Source organism: Streptomyces sp. NPDC041108 (genome assembly GCF_055592645.1).
Genome location: NZ_JBVIYK010000012.1, coordinates 128,242 through 145,606 on the forward strand (window position 1 = coordinate 128,242; position 17,365 = coordinate 145,606).

Below are 17,365 nucleotides of genomic sequence, written 5' to 3' on the forward strand. Positions count from 1 at the left end.
GAATCGACCGTCCGGGCCCCTCGCGGGCCGTGGAAGATCGGCGATCTGGGACGGCACCCTACCCGGCGGTACCCGTGCCGGTAACCCTCGGGCTTTCGGTGGCCAGAAGGCGGCGCCGGCGCCACAGCACCAGCGGCACCGCGCCCGCGAGGCCCAGCGCGCCGGGAGCGGCGGCGCTCAGGTTCTGGTCGAAGGTGTCGGGGACCGGCAGCGTGGACCAGCGGGTGGGCGGCCAGGCGACCACGATGGCGCGGCCCACGACCTGACTCACGGGGACCATGCCCTTGTTGCTGTCGTTCTGGTGGTAGCGGGAGTCCAGCGAGTTCTGCCGGTGGTCACCCATGACCCAGATTTTGCCCTCGGGTACCTTCACCTTGAACTGGCCGCCGGTGTCGTCGACGGTGCAGGGGGTGTTGCCCGGGTACACGTAGGGCTCGTTGAGCGCCTTGCCGTTGACCTTGAGCGGGCCCGTGCCGTTGCACTCGACCGTGTCGCCGGCGACGCCGATGACCCGCTTGATGAGGTCCTTCTCCTCGGCGGACGGCATCAGGCCGATCCAGCCGAGGACGCGCTGCACGGCGTTGGGCTCCAGGGTGGGCTCGCCGTTCAGCCAGCCGTCCGGGTCGTGGAAGACGACGACCTCACCCCGCTCGGGCTCGGAGCCGAACCACGGGGTGAGCTTGTCGACCAGGACCCGGTCGCCCTCCTGCAGCGTGTTCTGCATCGAGTCGGACGGGATGGAGAACGCCTGCACCAGGAAGGTCTTGATCAGCAGGGCGAGCACCAGGGCGATGCCGACCAGGATCGGCAGTTCCTTCCAGAAGGAACGCTGCTTCTTCCTGGGCCTCGCCGGCTGGTCTCCGTCGTCGGCCGAGGTGCGGGCGCCTTCTCCGCCGTCCGCCGCGCCCGGGGAGTCATTCCCGGCGTCGGCGGAACCCTCGGAATTCACGGCGCCCTCCACGTTCTCCGCGGCCGGGGAAGCCGCCTCGTCGGATCGCTCCGGCCGATCCTCGGAACCACCGTGTCCGGACCGTGCGCCGACCGCCAAATCCCCCACATCCACTCCTCACTCCGTACCGCCGCCCGCGCCACAGCCGGTGCAGGCCCACCACTCCCATAACGAGCGGGAGTTCCGCAGGGGTCGGGAGAGGGATCGATCCGTTTCGATCCGCGGACGCCACCCTATGCGAAGCGCCGAGGGCGGTGGTCGATGCGCCCGGCACGGCGGAGAACGTGTCCGGCTCCTCCAACTGGCCCCAGTGGCCCACCGGCCAGGCGATGACCACGGCACGGCCCACGACGGCGTCCTGGGGGACCGTACCGCCGAACTGCGCCGTTTTCGAATCGTCGTTCTGGTGCGCGCGCGAGTCCGCGGAGTTCTCCCGGTGGTCGCCCATCACCCACAGACGGCCCTGGGGCACGGTGACCTGGAACTGCTGCGTCGAGGGCTGGTTGCCGGGGTGGATGTAGGCCGTCTCGTCCAGCGGCATCCCGTTGACGGTGACGCGCCCCTGGGTGTCGCAGCACTTGACGGTGTCGCCGCCGACCGCGACGACCCGCTTGATCAGGTCCTGCTCGTCGTCGGACGGAAGGAGGCCGATGAACTGCAGGCCCTCCTTTATCTGTTTGATGACGACGGGGTCCTCGCCGGCGGCCGTCGTCTGCTCGTCCTCCAGCCAGCCGCCCGGGTCCTTGAAGACGACGACGTCGCCGCGGGTGGGCTCGGAGCCGAACCAGGGCGTGAGCTTGTCGACCAGGACGCGGTCGCCGATCTGGATCGTCTGCTCCATGGACCCCGACGGGATCACGAACGCCTGGACGAGGAAGGTCTTGAGGACCAGGGCTATGAGGACGGCGACCCCGACGAGGAGCGGGATCTCCTTGACCGCGGAACGACGCCTGCGCCGCTTGATCTTGCGGGCGAGCCTGCGCCGCTCGACCCGGCTCGGCCGGGCGGCCCCGCCGGACCGCCGCAGGCCGGTGGGCAGCAGGTTCTCGGCGGCGGTGCTGGGAGCGGCACCGCGCGGCCTGCCGCGGTTACCCATGCGCACCGCCGGCGGCCGGGACCCGGGCGTAGGCGTCCGGACGGTCCAGACGCGCCCGGTGACCGGCGGGCCAGGCGATCCAGTCGGCCCTGCCGATCACGGAGTCGAGGGGGACCATGCCGCCGCCGGGCGCCCCCAGACGGTCGCGGGAGTCACTGGAGTCACTGCGGTGGTCGCCGAGGAGGAACAGTCTGCCCTCGGGGACGACCACGTCGAAGGGCACGTTCGACGGACTGTCGCCCGGGTACAGAAACGACGACTCGTCGACCCACCGGCCGTTCACCTCAAGCCTCCCCTCCTGGTCGCAGCAGACCACCCGGTCTCCCCCCACGCCGACAACGCGCTTGACGTAGTCGGCGTTCCCGAAATAGCCGGTGCCGTCGAACACGACGACGTCACCGCGCTGCGGATCAGATCCGAAACGGTACGCCAACTTATTTACGAGAACGCGGTCCCCGATCCTCAATGAGTCGGCCATGGAGCTGCTGGGAATCTGGAACGGCTGCATCACGAAGTTGCTGAACAGCGCCAGAAAAAGCAGGCAGATCAGCACGGTCAGGGTGTATCCCCCACCTGGTACCCACGCGGTGGCCCGGTCCACCCACGCGAAACGCGACCGCTCCTCACGCCCTCCTGTGCCGGAGATCTCCTCGGAGACCTCGTCGCCGGAAGGGCGGGGGGAACGGTCGCGCTCCATGTGCTGCCGTGCTTCGGTGTCCATCGGGGCCAGATCGTATCCGGCCCCGCTGTGACGACCTTGTGTGACTCGTGCGCGCGATCAGTTGTCGCGCTTCTCCTTGATCTTCGCGGCCTTGCCGCGCAGCTCGCGCAGGTAGTACAGCTTCGCGCGACGCACGTCACCACGGGTGACGAGCTCGATCTTCTCGACGATCGGGGTGTGCACCGGGAAGGTGCGCTCGACGCCGACGGAGAACGAGACCTTGCGGACCGTGAAGGTCTCACGGACACCGGCGCCCTGGCGACGGATCACCACGCCCTTGAACTGCTGCACACGGGAGCGGTTGCCCTCGATGACGCGCACGTGGACGTTGACGGTGTCACCCGGGCGGAAGGCCGGGATGTCGCTGCGCAGCGACGCGGAGTCGACGGAGTCGAGCAGGTGAGACATTTCGTCTGCTTTCTTCGCCCATGCCACAGGTCATAGGCGGGAGCTAGGTTTCGTGAGGATGCTGTCCGTGTCGGGGCGGGCGTCGTGTCCCCCTGCGGCAGGGGCGCGCGCCGGACGACGCACAACAGGGGCCTATTGTTCCACGCCGTCGGGCCGCCGCCAAAATCGGCCGTGCGGCTCCCCCGCCGGATCCGGGGCCCAGCCCAGGATGGAGAGCATCTCGCGGTCCTTCTTGTCGAAGGCCTTGGGGTCGCAACGCTCGATCAGGTCGGGCCGGTTGGCCGCCGTACGCTTCAGGGCCTCGTCGCGTCGCCAGCGCGCGATCTTGCCGTGGTGGCCGCTGAGCAGCACCTCGGGGATGTCGCGACCGCGCCACTCGGGGGGCTTCGTGTAGACCGGCCCCTCCAGGAGGTTGGCCATGGCACCGGGCGCGAAGGAGTCGTCCCGGTGGGACTCGGCGTTGCCGAGGACGCCGGGCAGCAGACGCGCCACGGCCTCGGTGACGACGAGCACGGCCGCTTCGCCGCCGGCGAGCACGTAGTCGCCGATGGACACCTCGTACACGGGCATCCGGGTCGCGTACTCGTCGATCACGCGCCGGTCGATGCCCTCGTAGCGCGCCGGCGTGAAGACCAGCCAGGGGCGCTCGGAGAGTTCGACGGCGAGCGCCTGGTCGAACGGGCGGCCGCTGGGGGTGGGGACGATGAGCGCGGGCTCACGGGCCCCGGCCTCGTAGCCGTCGACGAGGACCGAGTCCAGGGCCTCGCCCCAGGGGTCGGTCTTCATGACCATGCCGGGGCCGCCGCCGTAGGGAGTGTCGTCGACCGTGTTGTGCCGGTCGTACGTCCATGCCCTCAGGTCGTGGACGTGCACATCGAGCTGCCCACGCGCGCGTGCCTTGCCGACGAGCGAGACGTTCAGGGGTTCGAGGTACCCGGGGAAGATCGTGACGACGTCGAGCCGCATCAGATCTCGTCCCCGGCCGGTCCGGCGGAGTCCGCGGCCCCGTCCGTGGCGGACTGCTCGGCGTCCCGGGCGGACGCGATCTCCGCCCGGTCGTCGATCAGTCCCGGCGGCGGGTCGATGACCGCCCGCTGTTCGGTCAGGTCGATCTCGGTGACGATGCTCTCCACGAACGGGATCATCACCTCGCTGCCGTCCGGCCGCTCGACGATGAAGAGGTCCTGGGAGGGCAGGTGCGAGATCTCCGTGATCCGGCCGACCTCGACCCCGTCCCGGGTGACCACGTCCAGGTCCATCAACTGGTGGTCGTAGTACTCGTCCTCTTCCTCGGGCAGCTCCTCCGGGTCCACCTCCGCGATCAGCAGGGTGTTGCGGAGGGCCTCGGCGGCGGTGCGGTCGCGGACGCCCTCGAAGCGCAGAAGCAGCCGGCCGCTGTGGACCCGGCCGGTCTCGATGGTGAGCGGGCCCGTCGAGGCGGGGTCCGTGAGCAGGACGGCACCGGGGCCGAGCCGGAGTTCCGGCTCGTCGGTGCGAACCTCGACGGTGACCTCGCCCTTGATGCCGTGGGCGCGGCCGATCCGTGCGACTACGAGCTGCACTGTGCTTGATCTCCTGTCATACGACTACGGGCCGGGGACGGCCCAGTGGCCCTCCCCGGCCCGAGCCGGTGCTGCGAATGTTCGTCAGCGGACGTGATCCACGTCGACCAGGTCGACACGGACACCGCGGCCGCCGATGGCACCCACGACGGTACGCAGGGCGCGGGCGGTACGGCCGTTACGGCCGATCACCTTGCCGAGGTCGTCGGGGTGGACCCGGACCTCGAGTACGCGCCCGCGGCGCAGGTTGCGGGAAGCGACCTGCACGTCGTCGGGGTAGTCGACGATGCCCTTGACGAGGTGCTCGAGAGCCTCCTCGAGCATGCTCAGGCCTCGGTCGACTCGGACTCGGCGGCGGCCTCGTCCTTCTTGTCGGCCTTCTTCTTCTGGGTGATCGCCTCACCCTTGCCCTCGTCGTCGCCGCCCAGGGCCTCGAACGACGGGCGCGCGGACTTCGGCTGAGCCACGAGGAGCGGCGCCGGAGCGGGCTCGCCCTTGAACTTCTGCCAGTCGCCGGTCTTCTTCAGGATGGCGAGCACGGGCTCGGTCGGCTGCGCGCCGACACCCAGCCAGTACGCGACGCGGTCCCCGTCGACCTCGATGACCGACGGGTTGTACGTCGGGTGGTACTTGCCGATCTCCTCGATCGCACGGCCGTCACGGCGCGTGCGGGAGTCGGCGACGACGATGCGGTAGTGAGGCGAACGGATCTTGCCCAGACGCTTCAGCTTGATCTTGACTGCCACGGGAGTGGGTTCTCCTGGATTTGACGTGATTGGGCACGGCGAGAAAGGCCGCGTGGGGTTGCGGTACCCGAGTGCCCGATGGACGCGTCAGCCGGAGGAGAGAGGGGTCCTGTGCGACTGTCGAGTACAGCTAGCCATTGTGCCACACGCTGCGGTTCGCCTCCGACCCGGCCTGCGCGAACCCATGCCGAAGCGGCACCCGGCGCCGGGGGGCCTTCGCCCACCGGTGCTCACCGGGTGCCGCCTGCGCCCGCCGTTCCCCGTCGCCCCGGCGGCACGACTGCCCTCGGCGAGGGCGGACCCGTCGACCACGAACCGGATACGGCTGCCACGAGCAGCCGTCCGTGTCGGCTCGCCGTCTTCTCGGCTCGCCCTCGTCTCACGCCGCGCCCATGACCTCCGGGATCCGGAAGGGCTTGCCGCAGCCGCCGCAGACGATGGGAGCCTGGGCGAGGACGGACGGGACGACCCGGACGTTGCGGCCGCAGTCACAGACGGCCTTGACGCGGACGCCGCCGCCGGAGGAGCCGTGACGGGCTGCCGGGCCCCGGAAGCTGCGGGCCGTGTCCGCGGAGGTCGCCGCGGTGTGCGCCTTGAGAGCGCGTTGCAGTCTCTCGATGGTCGGGCGGTAGCGACGCTTGGCCTCGGGATTGAGCGTGACCAGCGAGAAACCGCTGCTGGGGTGAGGTTCCTCCGGGTGATCGAGGCCGAGTTCCTCGGCGATCGCGAGGAATCGGCGGTTGTGGTACCGGCCGGCCCGGGAGGTGTCGCGGACTCCGCGGGCGGCGGCGATGCCATGGACTGCCTCATGGAGCAGTCGCTCGAAGGAGAGTTCGTGCCCGCAGGCGGACGAGGACTCCCCGATCAGGGACTCGGGAGCGGCAAGATCCGGCAACTCGGGGTGGTGCCGTTGGATGTCGGCCCACGCCTGTGCCAGCTCTGCGGCGAGAACGGGTGGTGTCTGTGTCGTGCTCACGTAATGACAACGAGCCGGAGTGCCCGTGTGTTCCGATTCCGGGCCATCCCAAATAATTTGCACGTACCCGTCAGTTGCCACTAGTGCGTCCTGACGAGGGCGGGTGCGCTGATCTGCGGAGAAGCCTCGCAGCTCACCACAAGGCGGTACGTAGTAACACGTACGCTCCGGCGCGTAGACAAGGTCCGCGCGCCGGGGCAACTGTGATCCTCGGATGCGCAAGGGACCTTTCGGTCGCGCTCCCGGCGGAACCGGGTGCTCTAGTAAGCGCGCGCCACGACTGCGACGTTACCGGGTGCGTCATAGGAGTCGGGCACCGACCCGTCCTCGCCGACCAGACACCGTACGGTCACGGCGTGCTCGCCGAGCCGGGCCTCGCCCTCCTCTCCCAGCGTCGACCAGGGGATACGCGCCCAGCCGCCGGCCGCGGCGGCCTCGATCGCCTCCTCGGTCGTCGACACCTCGCTCGTCCGGGACTCACGGCGCTCACGGGACTGCTCCAGAAGGAGCGCCTGGTCCTCCTCGAGCAGCGTGGGCAGCAGGGGGACGAGTGAGTCGAGCGCGACGGATTCCTTGCCGCCGCGGATGCGTCGGACCAGCATCGCGGTGCCGTTCTCCAGGTCACGGGGGCCGACCTCGACGCGCACGGGGACGCCCTTGAGTTCCCAGTCGACGGCCCGGCGGCCGAACGGGACGTCCGTGCGGTCGTCCACCCGAACCCGGATGCCCGCGGCCTTCAGCCGGTCGCCCAGTTCGCGGACCTTGGCCAGAACCGCCTCGTCGCCCTTGATCGCGAGGACGACCACCTGGATCTGGGCCAGCCGGGGCGGAACCCTCAGCCCGTGGTCGTCGCCGTGCATCATCACCAGCGCCCCGATCATGCGGGTGGTGGAGCCCCAGGAGGTCTGCCAGACGAGTTCCTGGCTGCCGTCCTTCGACAGGTACCGGGTGTTGAAGGCCCTGGCGAAGTTCTGGCCCAGTTCGTGGCTGGTGGCCATCTGGAGGGCCTTGCCGTCGCCCATCATGCCTTCGAGGGTGAGGGTGTTGACGGCGCCCGCGAAGCGCTCCTTCACGGTCTTGCGGCCGGGGACGACGTCCATCGCGAGGACGTTCACCATGAAGTCCTCGTAGACCTTCCGGTGGATGTGCGCGGCGAAGTCGCGCGCCTCGTCGTAGGTCGCGTGCGCCGTGTGACCCTCCTGCCAGAGGAACTCGGAGGTGCGCAGGAACAGCCGGGGGCGCAGCTCCCAGCGGACCACGTTCGCCCACTGGTTGATCAGCAGCGGCAGATCGCGGTAGCTCTGCACCCATTTCGAGAAGTAATCGTTGATGATCATCTCGGAGGTGGGGCGGACGACGGCGGGCTCCTCGAGTTCCTTGCCGCCACCGTGCGTCACCACGGCCAGCTCGGGCGCGAAGCCCTCGACGTGCTCGGCCTCGCGCGCGAGGTACGACTGCGGGATCAGGAGCGGAAAGTACGCGTTCTGCGTGCCCGTCTCCTTGATCCGGGCGTCCATCTCCTGCTGCATCCGCTCCCACAGCCCGTACCCGTACGGTCGGATCACCATGGTGCCGCGCACCGGGCCGTTGTCGGCCAGCTCGGCCTTGGTGATCAGATCCTGGTACCAGCGGGGGAAATCGTCCGCCCGGGGGGTGAGTACGGGTGCCTTTGCCATGGCGCGATAGTACGGGGGCATATTGCAACGATGTGAATTCTTTTCGCCGGGCGTGACAGTCCGCAAAACCGATGTCCGAGACCCCTGGACGACGCGCCGGACGCGGAGTTACCTGGCATACGGGGGGTGTGCGAGCGCGCACTGCCACGGGGGCCAGGAAATCCGGCAACGGCAACTCACGGCGGATTGGGGCGCTTTCGATATGACACCTACGCTCGTGCGGCAGCAACTGCCTCGCGCGGGGGCCTTACCCCGTGTGGACCGGTGTGCACGCGCGCGTGACTGGGCCGAGATCCAGGAACGGATGCTGGTACCGCTGTACGAGGCCGTCCACCGGCGGCTCGACGTCGGCACCGGCACGCGACTGCTCGGGCTCGGCTGCGGCTCGGGGCTCGCGCTGCTGATGGCGGCGTCGCGGGGCGCCGCGGTCACCGGCGTGGACTCGGGGGAGCCCGAGAGAGCGGCACTCGCGCGGGAGCGGCTACGGCCGGAGGCGTGGGGCACACCCACGCGCGCCGGCGCCCGTATCGTCGAAGGGGCTCCCGCGGATGCGGCGCGCGCTCCCGGCGACCCGCTGTACAACCTCGTGACCGCCTTCGAGCCGATCGGCTGTCTGGACGGGGACTCGGAGGGCCTCGGCGACCTCCTCGCCTCGGCGACCCCGCTCGCGGAACGCGGCGCCCCCGTGGTCCTCGTCGGCTGGGGCCCGCCCGAGCGCTGCGCCACGTCCGCCGTGCTCCGCGTGGCCGCGAAGCTGGCCGATCCCCTGCGCGGCGGGGGCAGCTGGCGCCCGGCACTCCGGGACGACCTGGAGGACGTCGCCCAGCGGGCCGGGCTGCGGCCGGACGGCTCCGGCCGCGTGGCCTGCCCCTTCGGGTACGCCAACGTGGACAACGCGGTCCGGGGGCTGCTGTCGACCGGGCTGTTCGACGCTGCGATCAGGGCCACCGATCAGGTACAGGTGGACAAGGAACTCACCGAGGCCCTGCACCCGCACCGCCGCCGGGACGGCACGGTGTGGATGCCGAACGTGTTCCGCTACCTGATCGCGCGGACGCCCTGAGCGTCGGGGGGGAAGACCTGGGAAGGTCTTCGAGGCATCTTCCGACATGGGTGTGAATGGTGTGAAGAAAGCGGGTCGGTAGCGCATCGGCCTTGGCCAAGTGCCGCACCGCACCCATAGCCTGACGCATCGTCCAGGGGAACAACACATCCGCGTACGGGGGTTGCCACCGAGAAGCACCACGAGCGACACCACACCACGCCGTTTCACGCACGGCACCCGGCGCCGCGCGCCCGGCCACACCCCCCGGCCGGCACGCGGCGTCCGCCGTGCGGCGCGTCAGCCCATGAACTTCTTGAACTCGTCCGGCAGCTCGAAGTCCTGAGGAGTCTGCTGGCCCGGCAGCCCGAGGGCACCGCCCTGCGCGGCGGCGGCCCGGCGGGCGGCCTCCTCCTGCTCCTGCTGCTTGCGCTTCATGGGGTTGCCGGAGCGCTGCTTGCCCTTGGCCTGCTTGGGCTGCTTCTTGCTCCGGCCGGGGCCGCCACCCATGCCCGGCATCCCCGGCATCCCGGGCATGCCGCCGCCCTGGGCCATCCGGGACATCATCTTGCGGGCCTCGAAGAACCGCTCCACGAGGTTCTTCACCGCGCTGACCTCGACACCGGAACCCTTGGCGATACGGGCGCGGCGCGAGCCGTTGATGATCGTCGGCTCCTGGCGCTCGGCCGGGGTCATCGACTTGATGATCGCGGCCGTGCGGTCGACGTCACGCTCGTCGATGTTGTTGATCTGGTCCTTGATCTGGCCCATGCCGGGCAGCATGCCGAGCAGCTTGCTGATGCTGCCCATCTTCCTGACCTGCTCCATCTGGGCCAGGAAGTCGTCGAGCGTGAAGTCCTGCCCCTTCTTGGACGCCAGCTTGGAGGCCATCTTGGCGGCCTCTTCCTGGCTGAAGGTCTTCTCCGCCTGCTCGATCAGGGTGAGCAGGTCACCCATGTCGAGGATGCGGGAGGCCATCCGGTCGGGGTGGAACGCGTCGAACTCGTCGAGCTTCTCGCCGTTCGACGCGAACATGATCGGCTTGCCGGTGACCGAGGCGATCGACAGGGCGGCACCACCGCGGGCGTCACCGTCGAGCTTGGAGAGGACCACGCCGTCGAAGCCGACGCCGTCCCGGAACGCCTCCGCCGTGTTGACGGCGTCCTGACCGATCATCGCGTCGACGACGAAGAGGATCTCGTCCGGGGAGACCGCGTCCCGGATGTCCGCCGCCTGCTGCATCATCTCCTGGTCGATGCCCAGGCGGCCCGCGGTGTCGACGACCACGATGTCGTGGACCTTCGACTTCGCGAACTCGATGGAGTCCTTGGCGACCTTGACCGGGTCACCCACGCCGTTGCCCGGCTCGGGGGCGTAGACCGCCACACCGGCGCGCTCGGCGACGACGCTGAGCTGGTTCACCGCGTTGGGGCGCTGGAGGTCGCAGGCGACGAGGAGCGGCGAGTGGCCCTGCTCCTTCAGCCAGCGGCCCAGCTTGCCCGCGAGAGTCGTCTTACCTGCGCCCTGCAGACCCGCGAGCATGATCACGGTCGGCGGGTTCTTGGCGAACCGCAGGCGACGGGTCTCGCCGCCCAGGATCCCGACCAGCTCCTCGTTGACGATCTTGAGGACCTGCTGGGCGGGGTTGAGCGCCTTGGAGACGTCGCTGCCGAGCGCCCTTTCCTTGACGTTCTTGATGAACGCCCGGACGACGGGCAGCGCGACGTCCGCTTCGAGGAGCGCGATACGGATCTCGCGCGCCGTGGCGTCGATGTCCGCCTCGGACAGGCGCCCCTTGCCGCGCAGGTTCTTGAACGTCGCTGAGAGGCGATCGGAGAGCGTATCGAACACGGCGGTGTCGGTCCTCGGAGTCGGGGGCAGGGTGGGCTGCCCTCCAGGGTATCTGTCTGGGTGTGGTCGGGTCTCCACCCCTGTGGATAGTCGTGGGCACAGCGGGCCCGGCGCGGGTACGGGGCCGCGTGGGCCCCGTACCCGTCGCCCGTCAGCCCCGCAGCGTCTCCTCCAGCTTGCGCGCCACCGAAGCCGCCTCGTCACCCGGCAGCGGCGCCCCGTCCGTTGCGGTCACGTAGAAGGCGTCCACGGCGTTGGCGCCCAGCGTGCTGACGTGCGCGCTGCGCACCCGCAGGTGCGCGTCCTCCAGGGCGCGCCCGATCCGGTGCAGCAGCCCGGGGGCGTCCTGGGCGCGGACCTCGATCACCGTGGCGTGCCGGGAGGCCGCCGCGGCCACCGTGACGCGCGGCGGCGGTGCGACCACGCCCCGCCGCCGGGGATAGGCCGCGTCCCGCTCGGCGAGCCGCGCGGTGATGTCCAGCGACCCGTCCAGGGCCCGCACGAGGTCCGCGCGGAGCCGGGCGGCCTGGGGCAGTGAGCCGTACTCGGCGGCCACCCGCCAGTTCAGCAGCAGCACCGAGCCCTCGACGCCGTCCGGGAGATCGAAAGTTCCCAGTTCGGCCGTGCGCACGGTCAGCCGGTGCATGGCGAGAACCCCGGCGACCGTGGCCAGGACACCCGCCTGGTCGGGTACGGCGATGAGGAGTTCCACGCCGAGCGGCTCGGGGTCGGCCTTCTCGTCCTTGTCGGCGGTGGGGGCCTCCGTCTGCGCGCGCAGCGACAGCACCGGCCCGCCCGTGCGGAACGCCTCGATGGCGAGCCGCTCCTGCTCGGCGCTGGTCTCCCCGGGCTCCGGCTCCAGCGGGGCGTCCCCGGCGAACAGCGCGTCGACCCGCTGCACCAGCTCGGACACGAGCGAGGCACGCCACGACGACCAGGCGGCGGGCCCGGTGGCCAGCGCGTCCGCCTCGGTCAGCGCGTGCAGCAGTTCGAGCGTGCCGGGCGATCCGACGGCGCCGGCCACGGACCGGACGGTGGCCGGATCCTCCAGGTCGCGCCGGGTGGCGGTGTCGACGAGCAGCAGATGGTGGCGTACGAGGGTGGAGAGCACCGCCACGTCCTCGCGGTCGAAGCCGATCCTGGCCGCCACGTCCTTGGCGATGATCTCGCCGGCCACGGAGTGGTCGCCGGGCCAGCCCTTGCCGATGTCGTGCAGCAGTGCGGCGACGAGCAGGAGGTCGGGCCGGTGGACCCGGCGGGTCATCTCGGACGCCTGGACCGCGGTCTCGATGAGGTGCCGGTCGACGGTCCAGATGTGCACGGCGTTGCGCTGCGGCCGGCAGCGCACCCGCTCCCAGTCGGGCAGCAGGTGCGTGATGAGGCCCTCGGCCTCCAGCGCCTCCCAGACGTCGACGGTCGGGCGCCCGGAACCCAGCAGGGTGACGAGCTGCTCGCGTGCCTCGGCGGGCCAGGGTGTCGGCAGCGGCCGGGCGGCGGCCGCCAGGCGCCGTACGGCGTGCAGGGAGAGCGGCAGTCCGGCCTGGGCGGCCGCGGCGGCCGCGCGCAGGGGCAGCACGGGGTCCCGGTCGGGCTTGGCGGCCCGGGCGAGTACGACCTCGCCGTCCTGCTCGACGACGCCCTCGGCCAGCGGCGACCGCTCGGGAGCGGGCTTCCCGCCGCCCAGCATGGCGCGCAGCCGAGGCCGCACGGCGCGCGACCGCAGCACGCGCCCCACTTCACGCCAGGTCACATCGCTGGCGTACGAGATCACACGGGCGGCCTCGTAGACCTGGCGCAGCAGGGTGTCGGCGTCCAGCAGCCCCAGCTCGGCGGCGACCTGGTCCTGCTCCTGGAGCGCAAGCCGGTCGGTCGCGCGCCCGGTGGTGAGATGCAGCGCGTCCCGCACGTCGAGGAGCCGGCGCCGGGCGTCCGCGAGCCCCTCGCGCGGGGCGTCGGCGAGCCAGGAGGCGGCGACGGCGCGCAGGGCGGTGGCGTCGCGCAGCCCGCCGCGCGCCTCCTTGAGGTCGGGTTCCAGCAGGTACTGCAGCTCCCCCTGCCGCTCGGCCCGTTCGACGCACAGCTCCTGGAGTTCCGGGAGGCGTTTGGGGGCCTGGTTGCGCCAGTCGGCCAGGACGGCGGTCCGCAGCCCGGCGGTCAGGCCCAGGTCACCGGCGATGTGGCGGGCGTCCAGCAGCCCGAGTTGCACCTTGAGGTCCTCGCCGGCCGTCCTGCGGGCTTCGGCGGGGGTGCGCACGGAGTGGTCGAGGGCCAGTCCCAGGTCCCAGACGGGGTACCAGATGCGGTCGGCCAGCGCGGCCACCGCCCGTTCGTCGGACCCGTCGTGCAGGAGCAGCAGGTCTAGATCGCTGCGGGGCGAGAGTTCACCGCGCCCGTATCCGCCGACGGCCACGAGGGAGACCCCGCGCGGCTCGGCGGCACCCGCTCCGAAGAGGCCCGCGAGCCAGTCGTCGGTCAGTTCCGCGAGGGCCGAACGGCGCGGCGGCCCGGACTGCGCCTCCTCCTGGAGGAGGCGCAGCCGGGCCGCCGCATAGCCGCTGGGTCCCGAGTCCTCTGCATCCGTACGTACGTCCGTACTCGTCACCCAGCGACTCCTGTTCTTCTCTTCGATCAGAGCGCGTCCGGGCCGCGCTCGCCGGTCCGGACCCGAACGGCCGTCTCGACCGGGAGGGACCAGACCTTGCCGTCACCGATCTTGCCGGTGCGAGCGGCCTTGACGATGACGTCGATCAGCTGCTCGGCGTCGTCGTCCTCGGCGAGCACCTCGATACGGATCTTGGGAACCAGGTCCACCGTGTACTCGGCACCCCGGTACACCTCCGTGTGGCCGCGCTGCCGACCGTACCCACTGGCCTCGGTCACCGTAAGGCCATGCACCCCGAAGGCCTGCAGGGCTTCCTTGATCTCGTCGAGCCGGTGCGGCTTGACGACGGCGGTGATCAGCTTCATGCCTCGACCTTCTTGCTCTCAGGGGCAGCGACGCTGCTCGTGGTGCTGCTGGAGATGTGCGAACCGGCGGCCGAGGAGAAGTCGTACGCGGTCTCCGCGTGCAGGGCCTGGTCGACACCGGTGACCTCGTCCTCCTCGGACGCCCGGAAGCCGATCGTCTTCTGGATGGCGAAGGCGATGAGCCAGGTCACCACGAAGGTGTAGCCCATGACCGAGAAGGCGCCGGTGGCCTGCTTGCCGAACTGGTCGAGGCCGCCGATCCCGTCGGTGGCCAGGAAGCCGACCATCAGGGTGCCGAGCACACCGCCCACCAGGTGGACACCGACGACGTCGAGGGAGTCGTCGTAGCCCAGCTTGTACTTGAGGCTGACGGCCCAGGAGCAGACCGCGCCGGCGACGATGCCGATCAGCATGGCGCCGAAGGCGTTGACGTGACCGCCGGAGGGGGTGATCGCCACGAGGCCGGCGACGGCGCCGGAGCAGGCACCGAGGGTGGTGAACGCGCCGTGACGGATGCGCTCGTAGATCAGCCAGCCGATGATGGCCGCGGCCGTCGCGATCTGCGTGTTGATGGCCATACGGGCGGTCGTGCCGTCGACACCGAGCCAGGAGCCGGCGTTGAAGCCGAACCAGCCGAACCACAGCAGGGCGGTGCCGATCAGGACCAGCGGCAGGCTGTGCGGCCGCATCGGGTCCTTCTTGAAGCCGATCCGCTTGCCGACGACGAGGACCGCGGCGAGCGCGCCGATACCGGCGTTGATGTGGACCGCGGTACCACCGGCGAAGTCGATGACGCCCATGTCGAAGAGCCAGCCGCCCGGCGCCCAGACCCAGTGCGCGACCGGGAAGTACGCGAGGGTGACCCAGAGCGCGACGAAGATCATCCAGGCGCTGAACTTGACGCGGTCGGCGAGCGCGCCGCTCATCAGGGCCGGGGTGATCACCGCGAACAGCATCTGGAAGAGGATGAACGAGAACGCGGCGATCTTGTGCGGTTCGCCCTTGGCGTTGGTGACGAAGCTGTCGGCCGTGCTCGTGACGTCGATGCCCTTGAGGCCGATGGCGTCGAGGTTGCCGATGACGTGGCCGACGTCACCGCTGAAGGCGAGCGAGTAGCCGAACAACACCCACAGGATGCTGACGATGCCCAGCGTGATGAAGGACATCATCAGCATGTTCAGCACGCTCTTGGCACGGACCATGCCGCCGTAGAAGAGCGCCAGGCCCGGCGTCATCACCATGACGAGCGCCGCACTGATCAATACGAATCCGGTATCTGTGCCGTTCAATGCCGGTATCTCCTCGTGGTCGGAACGGCCCGTGCGGATGCGGAAGCTGGGGAGCTATCGGGGAGGGCCGACTGTGCTGAGGAGACTGACGCAGCACCGTTTCGCCGGGAGTTTGGAAATGTTTCCCGGAGGTGACGAAGGCACCCATCACGTTACAGACAGGTGAAACGTGAATCCCGGAGGATGCATCCCGTCTGGGGCCCAGCCTCTGCGGGGCCCTCGGTGGATAACGGTTTCGTATCCGATGGAACTCCCGGTTGATCCGCCCCGAACGGACCGGCCACGGCAGACCATCCGATGACCTGGCATGGGGGAGCCGAGTCGGGCAGTCGGGATGGCCGGCCGCGGCCGGAGTACACGTGGCCCGCGGAACACGGGACCGGTCAGACCGCCTCGGCGGTCTCGGGGAGGTGGACGGCGAGCTGGTCGGTGAGGTCGACGACCTCGGCGAGACCGCCGAAATCGCGGACGGCCGTGTCCACGGTCTTACGGATACGGGTGTTGACGCGCTCGGAGCGCACCTTCTTCGCCGTCTCCATGGCCTGCTTGGCCATGTCCGCACCCTGCTCGGGCTCGCGCTGGAGCAGATGCACCGTGGCCATGCCGATGAGGTTCAGCGCGTACGAACGCTGGTGCTCGCTGTCCGTGGAGAACAGCTCGACGGCCCGGCGCATCACGGGCTCGGCGAGGGAGGCGTAGGCGGGGCTGCGGCCGGCGACGTAGGCGAGGTCGCGGTAGGAGTGGGAGTTCTCGCCGTGCAGTTCGGCCTCGTTGAAGAAGCGGATCCAGTCGGGGTCCGGGTCGTCCCACTCCTCGGCGTCGGCGAAGACGTCCTCGGCCATCCGCACGGCCCGTTTGCACTTGCCGGGCTGGCCCATGTTGGCGTAGGCACGGGCCTCCATCGCATACAGCATCGACTGGGTCCGCGGGCTCGCGCAGTCACGGCTGCCGTACTGGGCGAGGTGGATCAGTTCGAGGGCGTCGTCGGGGCGGCCGAGGTGGATCATCTGCCGGCTCATGCTGGACAGGACGTACGAGCCCAGCGGCTTGTCGCCCGCCTCCTTGGCCGCGTGGAGGGCGAGGACGAAGTACTTCTGCGCGGTGGGCTGGAGGCCGATGTCGTAGCTCATCCAGCCGGCCAGCTCGGCCAGCTCGGCGGCGACCTTGAACAGCCGCCGGGTGGTGGCCTCGGGCTGGGGCTCCTGGAGGAGGTCGGTCACCTCGTGCAGCTGGCCGACGACCGCCTTGCGGCGCAGACCGCCGCCGCACTGCGCGTCCCACTGCCGGAACATCACGGTGGTGGATTCGAGGAGGTCCAGCTCCGGCTGGGAGAGCCGGCCGGCGCGGCGCGCGGCGGACGAGGGCTCGGGTTCCGCGCGCGGGGCGGCGGGGGCGGGGACGAGCCAGCGCTGCATCGGCTCGATGAGGGCCGGGCCCGCGGAGAGGGCGAGCGAGCTCCCGAGGAAGCCGCGCCGCGCCAGCATCAGGTCGCTGCGCGAGAACTCGCTGATCAGCGCCACGGTCTGCGGGCCCGTCCAGGGCAGGTCGACCCCGGAGACGGAAGGGGACTGGTGCGCCGCGCGCAGCCCCAGGTCCTCCACGGCGACCACGCAGCCGAACCGCTCGGAGAACAGCTCGGACAGGATCCGCGGGATCGGCTCGCGCGGGTTCTCGCCGTCGAGCCAGCGCCGTACGCGCGAGGTGTCGGTGGAGATGTGGTTGGCGCCGAGCTGGCGCGCCCGGCGGTTCACCTGCCGGGCCAGCTCGCCCTTGGACCAGCCGCTGCGGACGAACCACGAGCCCAGGAGTTCGTTCGGGCGCTTCTCAGCGTTCGTGCCGCTTCCGCCGTTGCCGCCCACTGGAACGCCCCCATCCCTGAAACCACCGTGCGCTGTGTGCGCCAAGCCCTACCAGAATGCCGGTTACCACGCCGTACGTCCGACCCCCGTCACCCATCGAACGGAAAGACGACTTGCCTCCGGCATACCCACGAGCGCGGATGGTCCCAGGCGCCGTGCACTCAAAGTAATCCTACGATCACGCGTCCGGCCACGGCGATCCCGGAAACGCCACCATTCGCCA

Annotated in this window: 16 protein-coding genes; 1 reads left to right on the forward strand and 15 read right to left on the reverse strand. The window is 70.3% G+C overall.

Translation table 11 applies throughout. The features are described 5' to 3' along the window. Window positions 1-58: 58 nt before the first annotated feature. The 10 genes from lepB (ACZ6BB_RS29705) to proS form a co-directional block, all read right to left on the reverse strand. Window positions 59-949, reverse strand: coding sequence for a signal peptidase I (gene lepB / locus ACZ6BB_RS29705; RefSeq protein WP_471618215.1), 891 nt, complete (start codon window positions 947-949; stop codon window positions 59-61). Next, window positions 915-2,045 carry a signal peptidase I gene (lepB, locus tag ACZ6BB_RS29710; RefSeq protein WP_471618216.1) on the reverse strand — a complete coding sequence of 377 codons (1,131 nt, stop codon included), beginning with the start codon at window positions 2,043-2,045 and terminating at the stop codon, window positions 915-917. The genes lepB (ACZ6BB_RS29705) and lepB (ACZ6BB_RS29710) overlap by 35 nt, the downstream gene beginning before the upstream one ends. Further along, entirely contained in the window at window positions 2,038-2,766 is a 729-nt protein-coding gene (lepB, locus tag ACZ6BB_RS29715) for a signal peptidase I (protein ID WP_471618217.1), read from the reverse strand. The genes lepB (ACZ6BB_RS29710) and lepB (ACZ6BB_RS29715) overlap by 8 nt, the downstream gene beginning before the upstream one ends. A 57-nt stretch (window positions 2,767-2,823) precedes the next feature. Beyond that, window positions 2,824-3,174, reverse strand: coding sequence for a 50S ribosomal protein L19 (gene rplS / locus ACZ6BB_RS29720; RefSeq protein WP_013000407.1), 351 nt, complete (start codon window positions 3,172-3,174; stop codon window positions 2,824-2,826). A 132-nt stretch (window positions 3,175-3,306) separates the two neighbouring features. After that, the gene (gene trmD / locus ACZ6BB_RS29725; RefSeq protein WP_471618218.1) at window positions 3,307-4,140 is read right to left on the reverse strand and encodes a tRNA (guanosine(37)-N1)-methyltransferase TrmD; all 834 of its coding nucleotides are present in this window, start codon (window positions 4,138-4,140) and stop codon (window positions 3,307-3,309) included. Further along, complete coding sequence (gene rimM / locus ACZ6BB_RS29730) at window positions 4,140-4,736, reverse strand: ribosome maturation factor RimM (RefSeq protein WP_471618219.1); 597 nt, start codon at window positions 4,734-4,736, stop codon at window positions 4,140-4,142. Before rimM ends, trmD begins: the two co-directional genes overlap by 1 nt. A gap of 84 nt (window positions 4,737-4,820) precedes the next feature. Further along, complete coding sequence (locus tag ACZ6BB_RS29735) at window positions 4,821-5,060, reverse strand: RNA-binding protein (protein ID WP_033526925.1); 240 nt, start codon at window positions 5,058-5,060, stop codon at window positions 4,821-4,823. Window positions 5,061-5,062: 2 nt separating this feature from the next. Next, complete coding sequence (rpsP, locus tag ACZ6BB_RS29740; RefSeq protein WP_471618220.1) at window positions 5,063-5,482, reverse strand: 30S ribosomal protein S16; 420 nt, start codon at window positions 5,480-5,482, stop codon at window positions 5,063-5,065. Window positions 5,483-5,861: 379 nt separating this feature from the next. Next, entirely contained in the window at window positions 5,862-6,458 is a 597-nt protein-coding gene (locus ACZ6BB_RS29745) for a hypothetical protein (protein ID WP_013000412.1), read from the reverse strand. A 260-nt stretch (window positions 6,459-6,718) separates the two neighbouring features. Beyond that, window positions 6,719-8,134: a proline--tRNA ligase gene (gene proS, locus ACZ6BB_RS29750; protein ID WP_471618221.1), complete on the reverse strand. Its 1,416-nt coding sequence runs from the start codon at window positions 8,132-8,134 to the stop codon at window positions 6,719-6,721. A 304-nt stretch (window positions 8,135-8,438) separates the two neighbouring features. Between proS and ACZ6BB_RS29755 the strand changes: the two genes are divergently transcribed. After that, a complete protein-coding gene (locus tag ACZ6BB_RS29755) occupies window positions 8,439-9,197 on the forward strand; it encodes an SAM-dependent methyltransferase (protein ID WP_471618222.1) in 759 nt (252 codons plus the stop codon). A gap of 279 nt (window positions 9,198-9,476) precedes the next feature. On the opposite strand, the gene ffh is transcribed toward ACZ6BB_RS29755, so the two are convergent. From ffh to nsdA, 5 genes are all read right to left on the reverse strand, one after another. Then, window positions 9,477-11,027 (reverse strand): signal recognition particle protein, encoded by a 1,551-nt coding sequence (ffh, locus tag ACZ6BB_RS29760; RefSeq protein WP_471618223.1) that lies wholly within the window; start codon window positions 11,025-11,027, stop codon window positions 9,477-9,479. A 151-nt stretch (window positions 11,028-11,178) separates the two neighbouring features. Next, window positions 11,179-13,629 (reverse strand): [protein-PII] uridylyltransferase, encoded by a 2,451-nt coding sequence (locus ACZ6BB_RS29765; RefSeq protein WP_471618224.1) that lies wholly within the window; start codon window positions 13,627-13,629, stop codon window positions 11,179-11,181. Between the two features lie 26 nt (window positions 13,630-13,655). Next, window positions 13,656-13,994 (reverse strand): P-II family nitrogen regulator, encoded by a 339-nt coding sequence (locus ACZ6BB_RS29770; RefSeq protein ID WP_003997576.1) that lies wholly within the window; start codon window positions 13,992-13,994, stop codon window positions 13,656-13,658. Further along, a complete protein-coding gene (locus ACZ6BB_RS29775) occupies window positions 13,991-15,235 on the reverse strand; it encodes an ammonium transporter (RefSeq protein WP_471618320.1) in 1,245 nt (414 codons plus the stop codon). Before ACZ6BB_RS29775 ends, ACZ6BB_RS29770 begins: the two co-directional genes overlap by 4 nt. Window positions 15,236-15,666: 431 nt before the next feature. Continuing rightward, window positions 15,667-17,142 carry a transcriptional repressor NsdA gene (gene nsdA, locus ACZ6BB_RS29780; protein WP_471618225.1) on the reverse strand — a complete coding sequence of 492 codons (1,476 nt, stop codon included), beginning with the start codon at window positions 17,140-17,142 and terminating at the stop codon, window positions 15,667-15,669. Between the last annotated feature and the right edge of the window lie 223 nt (window positions 17,143-17,365).

Bases quoted from the DNA above. Each gene is read 5' to 3' on its own strand.
- lepB (WP_471618216.1), bottom strand. From the start codon at position 2,045: ATGGGTAACCGCGGCAGGCCGCGCGGTGCCGCTCCCAGCACCGCCGCC.
- proS (WP_471618221.1), bottom strand. From the start codon at position 8,134: ATGGCAAAGGCACCCGTACTCACCCCCCGGGCGGACGATTTCCCCCGC.
- lepB (WP_471618217.1), bottom strand. From the start codon at position 2,766: ATGGACACCGAAGCACGGCAGCACATGGAGCGCGACCGTTCCCCCCGC.
- ACZ6BB_RS29775 (WP_471618320.1), bottom strand. From the start codon at position 15,235: ATGGTGATGACGCCGGGCCTGGCGCTCTTCTACGGCGGCATGGTCCGT.
- ACZ6BB_RS29770 (WP_003997576.1), bottom strand. From the start codon at position 13,994: ATGAAGCTGATCACCGCCGTCGTCAAGCCGCACCGGCTCGACGAGATC.
- ACZ6BB_RS29735 (WP_033526925.1), bottom strand. From the start codon at position 5,060: ATGCTCGAGGAGGCTCTCGAGCACCTCGTCAAGGGCATCGTCGACTAC.
- rplS (WP_013000407.1), bottom strand. From the start codon at position 3,174: ATGTCTCACCTGCTCGACTCCGTCGACTCCGCGTCGCTGCGCAGCGAC.
- ACZ6BB_RS29755 (WP_471618222.1), top strand. From the start codon at position 8,439: ATGCTGGTACCGCTGTACGAGGCCGTCCACCGGCGGCTCGACGTCGGC.
- trmD (WP_471618218.1), bottom strand. From the start codon at position 4,140: ATGCGGCTCGACGTCGTCACGATCTTCCCCGGGTACCTCGAACCCCTG.